Source organism: Hephaestia mangrovi (genome assembly GCF_019880555.1).
In the GTDB taxonomy this organism is placed as follows: domain Bacteria; phylum Pseudomonadota; class Alphaproteobacteria; order Sphingomonadales; family Sphingomonadaceae; genus Sphingomonas; species Sphingomonas mangrovi.
On record NZ_JAINVU010000002.1, the window covers coordinates 304,697 to 321,993 of the forward strand.

Below are 17,297 nucleotides of genomic sequence, written 5' to 3' on the forward strand. Positions count from 1 at the left end.
TTGTCCGCTGGCGCATGAAGGCGGGATGAAGACACTCGTTGATCCCGACCGCGCGCTTGCCGCGGGCCTTGCCTCGATCCGATCCGATTTCCAGGTGCCTGACAACTTTCCGCCGGACGTGATTGCCGCCGCGAAAGAGGCAGCGTCGCGCCCGCTGCGCGATCATGTCGATCGCACGGCGACGCGCTTCGTCACGCTCGATCCGGCAAGCTCGACCGACCTCGACCAGGCGTTTGCGATCGAGCAGGCGGGGACGGACCTGGTGTTGCGCTATGCCATCGCTGATGTCGCGTGGTTCGTCGCCGATGACGATCCGATCGATGCCGAGGCGTGGCGACGGGGCGAAACGATCTATCTGCCCGACGGCAAGGCGACCCTGTATCCGCCGCTGTTGAGCGAAGGCGCGGCGAGCCTGCTGCCGGATGGCGACCGGCCGGCAGTCGTTTTCGCGGTGCGCGTCGCACCCGATGGCAAGGCCACGCTAGACGGCGCTGAACGGGCGCTGATCCGGTCGGCGGCGAAGCTGGCGTATGAAACGGTGAAACGAGAGGATTTGCCAGCAGGCTTCGACGAGCTGGCGCGACGGATCGGCGCGGCCGAGGACGCGCGCGGTGCCGCGCGTGTCGATCCGCCCGAGCAGGAAATGGTGCACGGTGACGACGGCCGGTTGCGGCTCGCGTTCCGCCCGCGATCCATGGCCGAAGACGATAATGCCGGCCTGTCGCTTGCGACCAACCTCGCCGTCGCCACTGCCCTGCGGGCGCATCACACCGGGTTGTTCCGGGTGATGGCGCCGCCCGATCCGCGAGCTGTCGAGCGGTTGCGGCATACCGCGCGCTGCTACGCGCTCGACTGGCCTCGCGAGGAGACGCTCGAGCAATTTTCGCGCACGCTCGACGCGAACGAGCCGCGATCCGCCGCGATGATGTTGGCGATCCGGCGTGCCGGCAATGGCGCTTCCTATGCGCCGTACAGGGCCGGGACGACGCCGTGGCACGCGGCAATGGCGGCGACTTACGCGCAGGCGACCGCGCCGCTGCGGCGGCTTGCCGATCGCTATGTCATCCAGGCGGCGCTCGCCGTCGCCAACGGACGGCCCGTGCCGGAGGGGGTCGTTGCCGCATTCGAAAAACTGCCCAAGGTGATGGCGCGCGCCGATGGCCGGTCCTCGCAGATCGAGCATGCCGTGATCGACCTGGCGGAGGCGGTGTTGCTCGCGGGGCGCGAGGGGGAGGTGTTCGGCGCTACAGTGGTCGACGGCGACGATGGCAGCGGGCACGTGCAGCTCGACGATGTCCCGGTGATCGTGCGGATCAACTCGGCGGGGCTGATTCCGGGCGAGCAGGTCAATGTTCAGTTGGTCGCGGTCGATGTCGACAAGCGGACGACGCGGTTCGTGCCGGTTGGCCAGATCGGACATTGACGTCATAATCTGGCGAGATCGGCGGGCGTATTGACGTTGGTGAGCGGGGCGGGGGTATCGACCGGGGATGCACCGATCCGATCGGCCCAGCCCCGGATCGATCGCTTCGGATCATGTTCGACATGCCGGTCGAGCGCGGCCGCCAACGAGGCGGGCCAGCAGCCGAGGATCGGGGCCGACGCGCAATAGGCGGGCTGGCGTTCGACCAGCGTCTCGATGAGCTTGGCCGGTATGCGCGGCATGTCGCAGCCGATGGTGAGGACCAGATCATGACCATGCGTTGCCGCATAATGCGTGGCGGCGGCGATACCGCCGAGCGGGCCGAGCCCGGCGCGGGGTCGGTCGTGGAGGCACAGCCAGCCGGGACGATCGCGGCCGACGAGCACGATCGCGCCGACATAAGGCCGAAGCTGGCGCGCGGCGTGCTCGACCAGCGGGGCGCCGTCGAGCAGCGCCTCGGCCTTGTCGCTGCCGAACCGTCGTGATTGGCCTCCGGCGATGACGGCACCGAGAATCAGCTTGCCTTCTCCAGCCTGACGGGCACCGATTTGCCCGCCGGTACATGGCTTTCCAGGGCGTGGTGGGCAACCGGGATGAGGTCGTTGCACTCCGGATAATAAGCGCCGATGCAGCCTTCGGGTACGTCGTAGCGGACAACACGCAGGCCATCGACGCGGCGTTCGATATTGTCTCCCGAATCGCCGAGCAGCGACACGGTATCACCCTCGGCGAGGCCCGCGCCGGCAATGTCCGCCGCGTTCATCAACACCACGTCGCGCGTGCCTTTGATCCCGCGAAACCGATCGTGATAGCCGTAGATCGTGGTGTTGAACTGATCGTTCGACCGCAGCGTCATGAGCCGGTAGCGGCCGGCCTTTTCGTCGAAACCGGTGGCGTTGAGCCCGGCCGGGCAATTGAATTCGGCCCGGCCGCTTTCGGTCTTCCATTGGCGGTGCGCGGCGGCGTTGCCTTTCCAGAACCCGCCGGGCGTCCATAGCCGCTGATTGAAATCCTTGAACATGTCGGGATAGGTCGCCTCGATCGCATCGCGGACATTGGCGTAATCCGCCACCCACGCATCCCAATTGACCTTGGGATTGGGGGCAAGCGTCGCCTTGGCCATTTCGGCGACGATCATCGGTTCGGAAAGCAGATGCTCGCTGGCCGGCGTCGCCTTGCCGCGCGAGCCATAGATATTGCTGAACGAATCCTCGATCGTCACCGCCTGCGGGCCCGATGCCTGCATGTCGGTTTCGATCCGTCCGAGGCAGGGGAGCAGGTAACAGGTCTTGCCCGGCAGCAGGTGCGAGCGGTTGAGCTTGGTCGCGATGCTGACGGTGAGATCGAGCTGGCGCCACAAGGGTTCGATCCGCGCCTGATCGGGGATCGCACGGGTGAAATTGCCGCCGAGCCCGATGAACGCCTGCGCGCTGCCATCGAGCACCGCCTCGCAGGCCTCCACCGTATCCCAGCCCTTTTCGCGCGGCGGCTCAAAATCATAGAGTTTCTTGAGCAGATCGAGCGGCGCCAGTTCGGGCTTTTCGGTAATGCCGACAGTGCGCTGGCCCTGCACGTTCGAATGGCCGCGCACCGGCCCCATGCCCGCACCCGGCTTGCCGATATTGCCGCGCAGCAGCATCAAATTGACCAGCATATGGACATTGTCGATGCCGTGGCGGTGCTGAGTCAGCCCCATGCCGTAGACGGCGATGACGCGTTCGGACCGGCAATAGACCTTGGCGGCATCGGTGATTGCCTTGACGGAAAGCCCGCTTTCGCGCTCGATATCGTCCCAGGAGGTGTTGCGCGCGCGCTCGGCGAAGGCCTCGAAACCATGGGTATGCTCGGCGAGAAACGCGTGATCGAGCACCGCGGGCTCGCCCTTGGCGCGCGCCGCATCGTCGAGTTCGATCGTATATTTGCACATGCCCATGATCGCGGCGATGTCGCCGCCGGTCTTGACCTGGTGATATTGGGTCGAGATCTGGGTCGATTTTCCAGTGGCCATCTGGATCGGGTTCTGCGGATCGGTGAAGCGTTCGAGCCCGCGCTCCTTCAACGGATTGAAGGTGATGATCTCGACCCCGCGATCGGCGCAGGCCTTGAGCGGATGGAGGAAGCGCGGGCTGTTCGACCCGGTGTTCTGGCCGAAGAAAAATATCGCGTCGCACGTCTCGTAATCTTCGAGATGGATCGTGCCGACCGGCGAGCCGATCGCCGACTTGAGGCCGACCGAGGTCGTTTCGTGGCACATGTTCGAGCTGTCGGGCAGGTTCTGGCTGCCGTACATCCGGGCGTACAGCGAATACATGTACGACGTCTCGAGGCTGGCGCGGCCGGAGGCGTAGAAGATCACCTTGGTCGGATCGTAGGTCTTGAGGTGCGCGCCGATGTCGGCGAACGCCTCGGCCCAGCTCACCGCGACATATTTGTCGGTCGCCGCGTCGTATTTGAGCGGGTGCGTGAGGCGGCCGGCCTGTTCGAGATCGAAATCCTTCCAGGTGAGCAGTTCGGAGACGGTATGCTGCTGGAAGAAATCCGGGGTGACCCGGAAACTGGTCAATTCCCAGGCGGTGGCCTTGGCGCCGTTCTCGCAGAATTCGGCGAGGTGCGGCTTGGCCGGTTTGCCCCAGGCGCAACTGACGCACATGAAGCCTTCGGGCTTGTTCTGACGGGAAAGCTCGCGCAGCGTTTCGACCGGGGGGACTTTTTCCCGTGCATTGATTTCGGCGAGCGATTTCATCGACCCCCATCCGCCCGCCGGGCCTTGATAGGGTCTGGTATCGATTTCGCGGTCGTCGCTCATGGTCTTCTCCCGAGGGGATCAACGATGGTGCAAGGCAATCGATGCATCGGCAAAGCATTTCTCGCATTTGGCGGGCGAGGGTGGATCACCATGTTGCCAGCGACCTCTCTTGCCCCGTAGATGCGGGACGATTTTCAAACGGGATTGACGAATGACCACTCACTCGACGCGCATGCTGATCCTCGGTTCGGGGCCGGCGGGGCTTTCGGCAGCGATTTACGGGGCACGGGCGGGGATGAAACCGATCCTCGTCCAGGGCATCCAGCCCGGCGGGCAGCTGATGACGACGACCGACGTGGAGAATTATCCCGGTTTCGCCGACGTGATCCAGGGGCCGTGGCTGATGGAGCAGATGCAGAAGCAGGCGGAGCATGTGGGGACCACATTGATCTATGACACGATCGTCGACGTCGACCTGACCGGCCGGCCGTTCCGGATGACCGGCGATGGGGGCGACGTGTACGAGGGCGAGGTGCTCGTCATCGCCACCGGCGCGCAGGCCAAGTGGCTGGGGATCGACAGCGAGGAGGCGATGAAGGGCAAGGGCGTCTCCGCTTGTGCGACATGCGACGGGTTCTTCTATCGCGGCAAGAAGGTGGCGGTGATCGGCGGCGGCAACACCGCGGTCGAGGAAGCATTGTATCTGACCAATCATTCGGACGACGTGACGCTGATCCACCGCCGCGATTCGCTGCGGGCGGAGAAGATCCTGCAGGAGCGGCTGTTCGCGCATCCCAACGTCAAGGTGCTGTGGAACAAGGAAGTCAGCGGGTTCATCGGCGGCGGTTCTCCCGAAGGACTGGTGGCGATCGACCTCAAGGACACGGTGACGGGCGATATCTCGCGGCTCGATGTCGAGGGCGGGTTCGTCGCGATCGGGCACCATCCGGCGACCGAGCTGTTCCGCGGGCACCTGGAGCTGGACAGCGACGGCTATATCAAGGTGGAGACGGGGTCGACGCGTACATCCGTTCCGGGCGTGTTCGCGTGCGGCGACGTGATGGACAAGGTTTACCGCCAGGCGGTGACCGCGGCGGGCACCGGCTGCATGGCCGCGCTGGATGCCGAGCGTTTCCTGGCGGCGGCCGAGTTCGCCGGCGACGCCATCAGCGAGGCGGTCGCGGCGGCGGGCTGACCGCACGGCCTGCGGTGATCGCGGGCAGTGATATCCCTCTTGGCAATGAGAACAAAAAGGGATTGTTCACTTATGCCAAGAAGGGGGCTGTAGGAAAGTTAAAAATGCGGCGCGGATGAGGTTGCGCGTCAGGCGACGATCTTGAGCGTCGGCGCCTGGGCATGGCCGGCCTCGGCTTCGGCCGCGGCGAGGCGGCTGGCGTAGAGACTGGCGAGCTCGGCATGGGCGCGGCGCGCGGGTTCGCTGTCGGCATTAGCGGCGCTGGCGCGCGCCACGTCGAGCCGATGGCGCAGATAGGTGATATCCATGAAATGCCTCCCATTTTTCGCGTAAGCGGGAGTGCGGGTAGCCTCTCAGTCGTCGGCGCTTACTTGTGGTCAGACTGCCGACGATGGTTATGGGGTAGCACGGCCGGAGCCATCGAGTCCTTGCCTCAGGTTAGGCCAGCTCGTCCGACGCGGCGAGGCGCGCAGCGGCAGCGGCCGCTTCGCGGGTTTCGCGTTGTGACAGAGTGTGTTCGGCGCGCTCGGCCATCCGTGTCCAGGCGGCCTCGGCGCGCTGGGCGCGATCGCGGACATTGTCGAGCGTGGCGGCTTCCGCCGCGGCGTGTTCGGCGGCGGCGCGGGCGCGGTAGAAGACGGGATCGCTGGTCATGCCGATCTCCTTCGGGGGAGGGAAGCGGCGGCGCCGGGCATGGCGCCGCCGTGACGATCGGGATCAGTCGGCCGCCTGGAGGTTGACCGCGCTCATCTTGCCGCGGCGATCCTCTTCGAGATCGTACTGGACGCGCTGATCCTGGGTGAGGGTCTGCATGCCGGCGCGCTCGACTGCGGTGATGTGGACGAAGGCATCGTTGCCGCCGCCATCCGGAGCGATGAAGCCGTAGCCCTTGTCGGCATTGAAGAATTTGACGGTGCCGGTGGTGGCCATGTGGATAGTCCTTCTTGTCTGGCGGGCGCGCCGACTGCCGGCGCGCGCCGGTGCCGCGGCAGCAGGGAAAGAAGGAAGAGGGTGCCGCAAAGCGCCGAAGACCGTCGATATGCGACTGTAGCGGGACGCTATATAGCGTATCGTCGGACGGATTGTAAGCCGGTGGCGGGAGCGGGGCGATGGGACAGGTGACGGTGAGGCTGGGCAGCGTCGCGGGGATGGGCGCGACGCTGGGGCGTGGGAGCGGCGGCGCATCGGTGGTGGTCGACCGGCCGGCGGGGCGCGCGGGCGGCACGGGGATCGGCTTCAACGGCGCGGAGCTGCTGGGGCTGGCGCTGGGCGGGTGCTTCGCCAACGATCTGCATTATGCCGCCGACGCGCTGGGCGAGGCGATCGAGCGGTTGGCGATTTCGGTGACGGTGGATCTGGACGGCGAGCCGCTGGTAGCGACGGCGGCGGTGATGACGGCGGACGTGGCGCTGGCGAGCGGCGGCGACCCGGCGGCGGTGATCGCGCGGGCCGAGGCGGGCTGCACGATCGCCAACACGCTGCGGCGCGGGATGAGCGTCGATCTGGCGACGGCACGGGGGGCGTGATGGGGGCGATCGATTTCCTGTTCGGGCTGTTTTCGCTGCTGCTCGGCCTGGCGATGGCGGAGGTGCTGGGCGGCTTCGCCAAGGTGCTGAAGCTGCACGCGCGGGCGCGGGCGGGCCATGAGCGCGAGGTGCGGGTGGGCTGGCTGGTGCCGCTGCTGGCGGTGTTTATCCTGCTGGCGCAGCTGAGCTGCTGGACGATCATGTTCCGGGTGCGCGACCAATTGCCGTTCAATTACGTCGCGCTGGTGGTGATGACGCTGGTGGTCGGCGGCCATTACCTGCTGGCGTCGCTGGTATGGCCCGAGGAGCTGGACGAATGGGCCGATTTCGACGCTTATTACGACCAGCACAACCGCTTCATCCTGACCGGGCTGTTGATCCTGACGGTGATCGGCGCGGTGATCGGCGCGCATTATGCGCCGCCGGCGGGGACGGCGCCCGAGCTATCCGACGATCCGCTGACGGTGACGGTGGCGCTGACCGGGGTGTATGGCGCGCTGGCGCTGAACATCGCGCTGATCTTCGTGCGGCGGCGGCGGTTGAACGCGGCGTTGCTGACGACGCTGATCGTGCTGGAGCTGGCGGGATCGGTGGCGATGGCGGTGGTGTTGGGGTAGCGCGGACGCGCGCGCACCGATGATTTAGCGACAGCTAAATCGAGCGCGGCGCGCAGGCGCCGGCGCGCCCGGCCGGCGGGTGGCGCAGCCAGCCCGTTCGACGTCACGGGAGCGGCAGGTGCGCAATGCCCCGCATTGCGCAGATCATGCCGGGGGCATGATCGACCTGCCGCTCTCCCGTGACGGGCCAAGCGCAGTTACCGATTTAGAGGCCACTAAGAACCCTATCGAAGGGCGTTGCCTAGGGGGATAGCCGGATTGGCCGGGCCCGCCCTCTAAGCGCCCTCTAAGTCCGAATATTTGGCTTGAGCAATATTGCTATTAGTTATAATACGGCTTATAGCTATTTCACCTAGACAGCAGAGTTCCCCCATGTCAGAACCTCTATTCGAAGTCTCGGCGAAGGATGTCGCCAACCGTTTCGGCTTCTACACCGACGAGGCGATGCAGCGGCCGGTGGGAATTCAGCGGCACGGCACGACGCGCGTGGTGATGCTGTCGCTGAAGGAATATGAGCGGCTGAAGCGTCGGGACCGGCAGGTGATCCGCACCGAGGACCTTGATGACGAAACGCTCGACGCCATCCTCAACGCCCCCATCCCCGAAGAGGCCGAGCGGCTCAACCACCTCTTGGACGATCCCGCAACCGACTGACGTTCTGTCCTACGTCTATCTCTGGGCGCGCGAGGCGGACCAGGGACGCGACGAGGGGAGCAAGGAACGGCCGGTCGTCGTCGTGCTGTCGGCTCGCGAGGGCAAGGATGGCACTCAGGTCATCGTCGCGCCGGTGACGACGCAGCCGCCGCGCGCCGGCGATGCGGTGGTGGAAATGCCGGCGGCGGTGCGGGCGCATCTCGGATTGGGCGACGCGCGATGCTGGATCGTCGCGAGCGAGGTCAACAGCTTCCTCTGGCCGGGGCCGGACCTGCGGCCGGTGCGGCGGACGGGCGACCTGTCGCCGTACTACGGCAAGGTGCCGGGCAATCTGCTGCGCAAGGTGCGCGAGCTGTATCGCCGAGCCGGGCCGCGGATTACGCCAAGATCAACGTGATTTGGTACATTTAGTAAACTGTGACCGTAATATTTTATCGCGTGTTCAAAATATCGTAAAAGTCGAGTTGATCTACATCTTTTTTTGGAATTGCCTCGGGAAATGCTCGATAAAATGATCGGTCGAATTGTTGCCGATCGTTTACCGACTCCCCGATGCCGACAACCTGCCAAAGATGTTGTCTAAACGCAGGAACGCCTATCTCATCAGAGAGGTACTGAAAGAATTTTCTTTTTCTTCCTCCAGAATCATACACTACCGGATTATGTTGTTCGAGATTATCTAAAATTGCCCCGTTGCTGTTAGCTAACGGGTAATAAATGTACCTCCTGATGAAATGTCCGAAAAATTGGGGATGCTTCGTGCTATCAGGCTGTTGACGTCTAAGGCCGTAAAGACGGTAAATCATATCAAAGAACTTATCGGGAAACTCTTTTTCCCATTGGCGAAACTCAGCTCTAATGAAGCCATCAAAGAGTTTCCGATACTCATCCCTCGTCTTATCGACATATCCCGTTGCCTCATCGACTAACGCAATAATTCCTAGTTTTGCTGCTGATCGAAAAATTATTTCTGCTTGGCGCGCCAGAAAGAACTGAGAGGGAGATAAATTTTTACTATTCTTGGCTTCGATAATAGCGTCGCAGACTTCTATCAGTGTTTCCGCCTCATAACCATCGGCTAGTTCTCCTCTCATCCCATAGAACGAAAGCGGCCTCTCAATCTTCTCGATGAGTTCGGGCGAGAGCGCTGACTGGATGCCTTTCCGCGACATCGTTCGCATGAAGGCGTTGCCGCCCTGCGATTTTAGGTTGAGACCGCGCGCAATTCCCTTCTTACTGATCACTCGCTGGCCGTTATCCAGCACATAAGCCTCAATCTCGACCTCCCCTATGCGAAGGCTCCCACCGTTTCGGGCGGTCGGAATCCTCGTCTGGGTCCGAGCGCGCTGCCATCTCGCCTTTGCGGCCTCCTGCGCGATCCGGCGGCGCTCTTCACTCGACAATCGGATCGCGCGTGCATCGCCTCCGAGACTTTGTGGGGTTCTTGGCATGGTGCGTCTGCTTGCTAGAGTCGCGGGCCTTTATGCTTGCTATCGGCAGCGCAAGCAAGCATAAAGTCCACGACTCGTGGAGAATGCTTGCTGGAGGACGATATGGCTTCGGCCGTTGTTCCATTGCCAAAGAATCGGGCGCTTATTGCGCTACCTACGGATGAGCTCCTCGATGAGTTTGGCGCTGGGCGTCATTCACCAGGGTCGGGAAGCGCTGCGGCGTTAATGGCCCTGCTGTCGGCCAAACTCAGCGCTACAGTATATAAAATTTCCATCCGACGAGATCACGGCGACGCAGCGCAGTTCGCTTACCTCCTAAAACAACTCGAAGATGTCCTCGTGCCGCGGCTCAAAACGCTGTTCCAAGAAGACGCGGAAAAGTTTGATGAGGTTATTTTGGTGCGGCAGGCGCGCGATTTGGAATCGGACTCGGCGGCCAAACGTCGGCTGCGCGAGCGCGCACTTCGGCTCTTACGGCAGGCGACTGACATAATTTCTGAAATAGTGAGGATTTGCAGCCAGTTGGTCGACTACGGAATTATCGCGTTTGATTCTGGTCCAGATCGCGTACGTGGTGACTCCGGCTCTGCAATAAGCGTCGCAATCGCGGGAGCGATGTCGGGCCTGTTCATTTTAAAGCTGAACCTCGAGTCCTTTTCGGAAGGGCAATGGGCGACCGATCAACGCGCTACAGTGGACCGATTGCAGGACATGATTCTTAACAAGCAAGCTGAAGCTCTCGCGAGAATTGCTCGATTGGCCCCAGCCGACGTTCGGTCTGCGCAATCATCATTTTTGTGATCGTAGAATCCAGTGCGGACGACAACCTTCTGAAGTTAAGAATAGCTTGTCATTCAGCCGCTTCAGCGGGGCGCGTCAAAAGCGGCGAGAGGTATTTGCCGGTGAACGAGCGCGGTTCGCTGGCGACGGCTTCCGGGGTGCCTTCCGCGACAATCTCTCCGCCCTTGACGCCGCCCTCCGGCCCGAGGTCGATGATCCAGTCGGCGGTCTTGATGACGTCGAGGTTATGCTCGATCACCACCACCGTATTGCCCTGCTCGACCAGCGCGTGGAGCACTTCGAGCAGCTTGCGCACGTCCTCGAAATGCAGGCCGGTGGTCGGCTCGTCGAGAATGTAGAGCGTGTTGCCGGTGGCCCGCCTGCTGAGTTCCTTGGCGAGCTTGACGCGCTGCGCCTCGCCGCCCGACAGCGTCGTCGCCTGCTGGCCGACCTTGACGTAGCCGAGGCCGACCTCGACCAGCATCGCCATCTTGTCGCGGATCGGGGGCACGGCCTTGAAGAACTCGGCGGCGTCCTCGACCGTCATGTCGAGCACGTCGGCGATCGAGCGGCCCTTGAACTTCACCTCCAGCGTCTCGCGATTGTAGCGCGCGCCGTGGCAGACGTCGCAGGTGACGTAGACGTCGGGGAGGAAGTGCATCTCGATCTTGAGCACGCCGTCGCCCTGGCACGCCTCGCAGCGGCCGCCCTTGACGTTGAACGAGAAGCGCCCGGGCTTGTAGCCGCGCGCCTGCGCCTCGGGGAGGCCGGCGAACCAGTCGCGGATGTTGGTGAAGGCGCCGGTATAGGTCGCCGGGTTGGAGCGCGGGGTGCGGCCGATCGGCGACTGGTCGATGTCGATCACCTTGTCGAGATGCTGGAGGCCGGTGATCTTCTCGTGCCGGCCGGCGAGGACGCGGGCGCCGTTCAGTTGCCGCGCGGCGGCGGCGTAGAGCGTGTCGATGGTGAGCGACGACTTGCCCGAGCCCGACACGCCGGTGATGCAGGTGAAGGTGCCGAGCGGGATTTTCGCGGTGACGTTTTGCAGGTTGTTGGCGGTGGCGTTGTGGATGGTGAGGTGCTTGCCCGAGCCCTTGCGGCGCTTGGTGGGCAAGGGGACTTCGCGGGTGCCGTTGAGATAGTCGGCGGTGATGCTGTTCTTCGATTTGAGGAGCTGCTTGAGCGTGCCGTGGGCGACGACCTCGCCGCCATGGACGCCGGCGCCCGGCCCCATGTCGATGACGTAATCGGCGGCGCGGATCGCGTCCTCGTCATGCTCGACGACGAGCACGGTGTTGCCGAGATCGCGCAGCCGCTTGAGGGTGGCGAGCAGCATGTCGTTGTCGCGCTGGTGGAGGCCGATCGAGGGCTCGTCGAGGACGTAGAGCACGCCTGACAGGCCGCTGCCGATCTGCGACGCGAGCCGGATGCGCTGGCTCTCGCCGCCGGAGAGCGTGCCCGAGGTGCGATCGAGGTTGAGGTAATCGAGGCCGACATTGTTGAGGAAGCCGAGCCGCTCGTCGATCTCCTTGAGGATGGCGCGGGCGATCTCGTTCTGCTGGGGCGAGAGGTCGGCGGGGAGGTGGGCGAAGAAGGCGAGCGCGTCGACCACCGAGAGGCGGGTGACGCTGGAGATGTCGCGCATCGCGACCTTGACCGCCAGCGCCTCGGGCTTGAGGCGGGCGCCGTGGCAGACCTCGCAGGGTTGGGCGGCCTGATATTTGGAGAGCTCCTCGCGCATCCAGGCGGATTCGGTCTGGAGCAGGCGGCGGTTGAGGTTGCCGATGACGCCTTCGAAGGGCTTGCGGACGTCGTAGGACTTGCGGCCGTCGACGAAGCGGAGCGTGACGGGCTTTCCGCGGGTGCCGTGGAGGATGATGCGCTGGACTTCCTCGGGGAGGTCCTTCCACGGGGTTTCGAGGCTGAAGTCGAACTCGCGGGCGAGGGAGCCCAGGACCTGCATGTAATAGGGGCTCGGCGGGTTGGACTTGGCCCAGGGGACGACCGCGCCCTTCTTGATCGACAGATCGTGGTTGGGGACGACGAGGTCCTCGTCGAACAGCATCTTCTCGCCGAGGCCGTCGCAGGCGGGGCAGGCGCCTTGCGGGGCGTTGAAGGAGAACAGGCGGGGTTCGATCTCGGCGATGGTGAAGCCCGAGACGGGGCAGGCGAAGCGTTCGGAGAAGACGATGCGGTTGTCGGGGACGCCGGCGCCTTTCATCGCGCCGCCCGCGTCCGTGTCGGACTCGCGGCCGGGGACGGGGCCGTCGGCGAGGTCGACAAAGGCGAGGCCGTCGGCGAGCTTGAGCGCGGTTTCGAAGCTGTCCGCCAGGCGCGTGGCGATGTCGGGGTTCACGGCGATGCGATCGACGACCACTTCGATGTCGTGCTTGTATTTCTTGTCGAGCGCGGGGGCTTCCTCGATCTCGTACAGCTCGCCGTCGATGCGGACGCGGGTGAAGCCGGCTTTCTGCCATTCGGCGAGTTCCTTGCGGTATTCGCCCTTGCGGCCGCGCACCACCGGCGCGAGCAGATAAAGCCGCGTGCCCTCGGGCAGCGCCATCACGCGGTCGACCATCTGGCTGACGGTCTGCGCGCTGATCGGCAGGCCGGTGGCGGGCGAGTAGGGGATGCCGACGCGCGCCCACAGCAGGCGCATATAATCGTAGATCTCGGTGACGGTGGCGACCGTCGAGCGCGGGTTGCGGCTGGTGGTCTTCTGCTCGATCGAGATGGCGGGCGACAGGCCCTCGATGTGATCGACATCGGGTTTCTGCATCATCTCGAGGAACTGGCGCGCATAGGCCGACAGCGATTCGACGTAGCGGCGCTGACCCTCGGCATAGATGGTGTCGAACGCGAGGCTCGACTTGCCCGAGCCGGACAGGCCGGTGATGACGGTGAGCGTGTCGCGCGGGATATCGATATCGACATGCTTGAGATTATGCTCGCGCGCGCCGCGGACGGTGATCTGGGTAAGGGCCATGCGTGGAGTTCTAGCTTTGTTCTGAACGGGGGGCTAGGGGGCAGATAGGAACGACGCGCGGGCGTTGCGAGGGTTGCGACCGTGCATCGCCAGTCATCCGCCATTCACCTCTGCTGGGGCAGCCAACCGACGCAATCGGGGAGGCCGGCATGATGCAGAAATGGATGGTTGGCGCGGTGATGCTCGGGCTGGCGGCTCCTGCGCTCAGCCAGGTGACGGGGATGGGCCAGGATGGCGGCATGGGCCAGATGGGAGGCGTGGGCCAGATGGGCGGGATGGGCCGGCACGGTCCCCGCGGCGGCGGCCACCTCATGGGCGGCGATGATGCGCGGCACGGGCCCAGCTTCAAGCCGATCAAGCGCGCGCATTTCGATGACGTGGTGACCGCGATCTACCGCGATCTGGACACCAGGCACGACAATCTGGTGACGATGGAGGAGGTGAACGCGGTGCGCGCCGCGCAACGCGACCAGGCGATCCGCGACCGGTTTGTGCGGATCGACACCAACCATGACAAGCTGATCGAACCCGACGAATTCCTCGCGTGGCAGCGCGGGCAGGGCGATGCCGTGGCGGAAGGCACTGGGCTTGGCGTCAACGCCGGCATCGCGATCGCCGACGCGGTCAACCTGCCAGGCCACGACAAGGGTGAGGACGGCATCATTCGCCGCATCATCGGGCCGGTCGACGGCGTGGTGATCGCCAAGGCCAATACCAATTACGATGCCGGCGTCTCGCTCGACGAGTTGCTTGCTTACGAAAACGCCCGGTTCGACGCGATCGACACCGACCATGACGGCGCGCTGTCCCAGGAGGAACTGCGCGCGGCCAAACTGGGTGGCGAGCGAGGCGGCTGGCGTGGCCGGGCCGGCGGCGGCCCGGGCGCTGACGCACCGCCGCCGGCGCCGGACGCGGATGACGGCGGGGGGATGTGACGAGGGCGGCCTGCCCATACCGTCTCGAGGAACGAGCGATCGCAGGTCGATAGCGTTTCGATATAATATGGTGGAATCGGTCTTCGCCGTATGAGGATCGTCATCGGCGAACTCGTTTCGGGGGCAGTGGCCCTCCTGACCGTCAAGCGCGCCGGCTGCAGTCGCTCCATGGATGCTGAAACACGTTCAGCATGACGATGCTTTCGAGGGGACCGTCAGATTCGGGTGAATAGCAGCGCGCCGTCTCCGCCCAGCGCGTGTCGAGGGAGAGCCTTGATCTGTCCGATCCGGCCGGCTCACGATGCCAGCGTACCAATTCGCTACCTCGCGTGCGCCCGCTTCAAAGAGCGTTGCCATGCCGAGGGCGGGTGATAGGGTATTGGAAAACAAGCAGGGGCTGCTGTCATGACGATGAGGAAGCGGGCGGTAACCGTCTCGATGGCCGGGGTGCTGCTGTGCGCGGCTTCCGCGCCCGACAAGGGCGCGGCGCCCGCTGTCTTGCAACCGGTGGGTGCCTGGCGGGTCGAATACAGTCAGAACATGTGCGTTCTGAGCCATGAATTCGGCACCGGCAAGGACAAGATCACCTTCGGCTTTCGGCCCTTGCCGCTTGGGGAGCTTGACGACATCGTCATCATTTCGCGGAAAAATCTATTTTCTCCCGATGAAGGGAAAGGTCAGGTGACGTTGCGTCCGGGCGGTAAGGCAATCGACGCCACGTATGAAAGCGTAACGGTGACCAAGGGGCCTTCGCGTCTGACGACGATGCAGGTATCGCATGACGAACTGTCGGACCTTGCCTCGGCGACGCAGATATCGATATCCGCCGGCCGAGACGTCGAAGCCACTATTGCTCCCGTGAATACCAAGGCAGCGCTGGCGGCGCTACAGACCTGCCAAGACGATCTCTTGCGTTCCTGGGGCCTTGACCCTGCGATGCAGCAGAAGATCGCCGTGCGGGCGAAAGGCAATGTCGGCGCACAATTTTCGCCTGACAGTTACCCCCCGGAGGCGATGGCAGGTGGAGAACAAGGAAATACGATAGCCGTCTATCAGGTGGGTCTCGACGGCAAGGTAACGGATTGTCGCATCGTGATTTCCAGCCATTCGGCGTCGCTGGATAAGGAAACGTGCCTCGAAATCTCGCACACCCACTTTACCCCCGCGCTGGGTTGGGATGGGAAACCGATGGTCTCAACCGAAACGACGACCGTGCGATGGCGGCTCGCGAGTTGACGATGTGGCCGATTGCCGCGCGGCCACGGATCGCGGCTGACATGCACACACGGCAACCTTTCTGGGACAGGCATCCATGATTGTGAGGTGTCCACCGCGCCGGTTTGTGGCACATTGATCGGATGCCGTTCGAAACCGATTCCCGCGTGCATCGCAAGCTGATCGATCAGCTCTATGTCGAGGCGATGCTGCTGGCCGATGAGGCGCGGGGGTATTTCGATGCGGCGGGGAAGGGCGATCGCGACGGGCTGACGCCGCTGCAACGCGTCGCTTTCTCGTGCGAGAGCCTGAAAGTGACGACGCGGCTGATGCACGTCATCGCGTGGCTGCTGACGCAGCGCGCGGTCGATGCCGGCGAGATGCCGCGGCGCGACGCGCTCGATCCGTCGCGGCGGCTGGGGGCGGCGCCGCAATCCGATGCCGATGCGGTGGCGGCGATGCCCGAGCCGGCGCGCGACCTGATCGCGGCGAGCGCCGAGCTCTATCGCCGGGTGGCGCGGCTCGACGCGGCGCAGGGGCAGGACGATGCGCCGGCGAGCCCGGCGCGATCGATGCTCAACCGGCTGGCGCGGGCGTTTTAGGGTCTGCGGTTATTCAGCCCATGGCGGGCTGCAAATGACGACTTCCTGCGCTTGCGGTGCTCACAGGCCTGTAGTCCGCTGCCGGTTCTCGAATGCTACGCTTTATCAGCCCGATCGTCGCGCATCGCGGCGTGGAGCGTTTTACGGCAAAGCAGCAGGATGAAGCGATCGGGAAAAGGCCGTGCGCCGCCGGAAAGAATAGGGCATGGGGATGCCAAGCGCTGGCATCCGGTTCACGATCCATGCGGCCGCGATGATGCCCGTGATGGCAGTGACCACGCCGGCCAGCAGATCGACGACATAATGCCCACCTATCGGCACTGCGGAGGCCAGCATCAGCGCATTGAGAACGGCGAAGGGCCATCGCACGGTGCGAATCGACCAAAAGCCGTAAGTCAGCAAAACGGCAGCGCCGGCATGGAAGCTGGGATAGTCAACGATGCCGTCCAGCGTGCCGAGAGAAATCAGCCTTAGCGTTCCGCGGTGCAAGCCCTCCAACAGCGCGGGCTGATTCCAGGGCGTGGGATCGAGCATACCCGGAACGTCGGCCGCCGCAATGCCGAAATGGTGATAGGCCCCGAGCACCGGGTAGAAAGCGAAAATCGCGACAACGATGCACAGCGTTGCGATCCACGACAGCAGGAAATGCCAGACCCGGCCATAGGCGGCGGCCAGCGACAAGATGGCGATCAGCAACTGGGGCTGCCAGTTGATGCTTTCATATACACGGTTGGCAATTCGGACAGGCAGCCCGGACGCCGAAAAGGAACGCATCGCGCCCGGCCAATTGAACCAGGGCAACAATAAATGATCCGCGTGCGCCAAGGGAGCATCGACGAACGCCCGGTCGCTCGTCCCCGCGACAAAAGTCATCAAGCAGAAAGTGACGCAGAGCGCATAAAACAATGTCGATGCCTCAAGCGCGGTGGCGACGCGCGCCAATCCGCGCCCGCGCAAACACCAGGCGAACCATAGCACGAAGGCAAAAATGCCCCCGACCAGGCCGAATTCGGCGGACGCGATGCGCAACCCGCTGATGGTCAGCGCCAGCGGCATCAACCCCCAGCTCACTATCAGGAAAAGATATATCGGTGCGGCGCCGATCGCAAAGGGCGACCGGCCGGGTTGCTCGAACGACAAGGCGGCGGAACGGCTGTCAAGCATGGC

At 64.0% G+C, this 17,297-nt stretch carries 18 protein-coding genes; 10 read left to right on the plus strand and 8 right to left on the minus strand.

Features of this window, described 5'->3' with window-relative positions; genetic code table 11:
* Nucleotides 1-25: 25 nt before the first annotated feature.
* The gene (locus K7G81_RS05430) at nt 26-1,423 is read left to right on the plus strand and encodes an RNB domain-containing ribonuclease (protein ID WP_223029727.1); all 1,398 of its coding nucleotides are present in this window, start codon (nt 26-28) and stop codon (nt 1,421-1,423) included.
* 2 nt (nt 1,424-1,425) lie between these two features.
* Here the strand turns inward: K7G81_RS05430 and mobA are convergent, their stop codons facing one another.
* Both mobA and K7G81_RS05440 read right to left on the minus strand, forming a co-directional pair.
* Nucleotides 1,426-2,031 (minus strand): molybdenum cofactor guanylyltransferase, encoded by a 606-nt coding sequence (gene mobA, locus K7G81_RS05435; protein WP_369412039.1) that lies wholly within the window; start codon nt 2,029-2,031, stop codon nt 1,426-1,428.
* A complete protein-coding gene (locus K7G81_RS05440) occupies nt 1,938-4,229 on the minus strand; it encodes an FdhF/YdeP family oxidoreductase (RefSeq protein ID WP_223029728.1) in 2,292 nt (763 codons plus the stop codon). The genes mobA and K7G81_RS05440 overlap by 94 nt, the downstream gene beginning before the upstream one ends.
* Before the next feature lie 151 nt (nt 4,230-4,380).
* Here K7G81_RS05440 and trxB point away from each other — a divergent pair, with 151 nt between their 5' ends.
* Complete coding sequence (gene trxB, locus K7G81_RS05445; protein WP_223029729.1) at nt 4,381-5,364, plus strand: thioredoxin-disulfide reductase; 984 nt, start codon at nt 4,381-4,383, stop codon at nt 5,362-5,364.
* A 128-nt stretch (nt 5,365-5,492) separates the two neighbouring features.
* On the opposite strand, the gene K7G81_RS05450 is transcribed toward trxB, so the two are convergent.
* From K7G81_RS05450 to K7G81_RS05460, 3 genes are all read right to left on the minus strand, one after another.
* Nucleotides 5,493-5,672 (minus strand): hypothetical protein, encoded by a 180-nt coding sequence (locus K7G81_RS05450; RefSeq protein ID WP_223029730.1) that lies wholly within the window; start codon nt 5,670-5,672, stop codon nt 5,493-5,495.
* A 130-nt stretch (nt 5,673-5,802) separates the two neighbouring features.
* Entirely contained in the window at nt 5,803-6,018 is a 216-nt protein-coding gene (locus K7G81_RS05455; protein ID WP_223029731.1) for a hypothetical protein, read from the minus strand.
* A 63-nt stretch (nt 6,019-6,081) separates the two neighbouring features.
* Complete coding sequence (locus K7G81_RS05460) at nt 6,082-6,294, minus strand: cold-shock protein (RefSeq protein WP_223029732.1); 213 nt, start codon at nt 6,292-6,294, stop codon at nt 6,082-6,084.
* 179 nt (nt 6,295-6,473) lie between these two features.
* Here K7G81_RS05460 and K7G81_RS05465 point away from each other — a divergent pair, with 179 nt between their 5' ends.
* The 4 genes from K7G81_RS05465 (at nt 6,474) to K7G81_RS17985 (ending at nt 8,558) form a co-directional block, all read left to right on the plus strand.
* A complete protein-coding gene (locus tag K7G81_RS05465; protein WP_223029733.1) occupies nt 6,474-6,890 on the plus strand; it encodes an OsmC family protein in 417 nt (138 codons plus the stop codon).
* A complete protein-coding gene (locus K7G81_RS05470; RefSeq protein WP_223029734.1) occupies nt 6,890-7,507 on the plus strand; it encodes a hypothetical protein in 618 nt (205 codons plus the stop codon). Before K7G81_RS05465 ends, K7G81_RS05470 begins: the two co-directional genes overlap by 1 nt.
* 372 nt (nt 7,508-7,879) lie before the next feature.
* Nucleotides 7,880-8,161, plus strand: a complete 282-nt coding sequence (locus K7G81_RS05475; protein ID WP_223029735.1) for a type II toxin-antitoxin system Phd/YefM family antitoxin — start codon at nt 7,880-7,882, stop codon at nt 8,159-8,161.
* 82 nt (nt 8,162-8,243) lie between these two features.
* Entirely contained in the window at nt 8,244-8,558 is a 315-nt protein-coding gene (locus K7G81_RS17985; RefSeq protein ID WP_223029736.1) for a hypothetical protein, read from the plus strand.
* Between the two features lie 34 nt (nt 8,559-8,592).
* On the opposite strand, the gene K7G81_RS05485 is transcribed toward K7G81_RS17985, so the two are convergent.
* Nucleotides 8,593-9,612, minus strand: coding sequence for a P63C domain-containing protein (locus K7G81_RS05485; protein WP_223029737.1), 1,020 nt, complete (start codon nt 9,610-9,612; stop codon nt 8,593-8,595).
* Between the two features lie 87 nt (nt 9,613-9,699).
* Between K7G81_RS05485 and K7G81_RS05490 the strand changes: the two genes are divergently transcribed.
* Nucleotides 9,700-10,413 carry a cyclodeaminase/cyclohydrolase family protein gene (locus tag K7G81_RS05490; RefSeq protein WP_223029738.1) on the plus strand — a complete coding sequence of 238 codons (714 nt, stop codon included), beginning with the start codon at nt 9,700-9,702 and terminating at the stop codon, nt 10,411-10,413.
* Between the two features lie 49 nt (nt 10,414-10,462).
* On the opposite strand, the gene uvrA is transcribed toward K7G81_RS05490, so the two are convergent.
* A complete protein-coding gene (gene uvrA, locus K7G81_RS05495; protein WP_223029739.1) occupies nt 10,463-13,378 on the minus strand; it encodes an excinuclease ABC subunit UvrA in 2,916 nt (971 codons plus the stop codon).
* 149 nt (nt 13,379-13,527) lie between these two features.
* Between uvrA and K7G81_RS05500 the strand changes: the two genes are divergently transcribed.
* The 3 genes from K7G81_RS05500 (at nt 13,528) to K7G81_RS05510 (ending at nt 16,130) form a co-directional block, all read left to right on the plus strand.
* Nucleotides 13,528-14,313, plus strand: coding sequence for an EF-hand domain-containing protein (locus K7G81_RS05500; RefSeq protein ID WP_223029740.1), 786 nt, complete (start codon nt 13,528-13,530; stop codon nt 14,311-14,313).
* 405 nt (nt 14,314-14,718) lie between these two features.
* The gene (locus tag K7G81_RS05505) at nt 14,719-15,549 is read left to right on the plus strand and encodes a TonB family protein (protein WP_223029741.1); all 831 of its coding nucleotides are present in this window, start codon (nt 14,719-14,721) and stop codon (nt 15,547-15,549) included.
* A 122-nt stretch (nt 15,550-15,671) separates the two neighbouring features.
* Complete coding sequence (locus K7G81_RS05510) at nt 15,672-16,130, plus strand: DUF1465 family protein (RefSeq protein ID WP_223029742.1); 459 nt, start codon at nt 15,672-15,674, stop codon at nt 16,128-16,130.
* A 141-nt stretch (nt 16,131-16,271) separates the two neighbouring features.
* Here K7G81_RS05510 and K7G81_RS05515 read toward each other — a convergent pair whose 3' ends face one another.
* Complete coding sequence (locus K7G81_RS05515; protein WP_223029743.1) at nt 16,272-17,294, minus strand: phosphatase PAP2 family protein; 1,023 nt, start codon at nt 17,292-17,294, stop codon at nt 16,272-16,274.
* Nucleotides 17,295-17,297 lie beyond the last annotated feature (3 nt).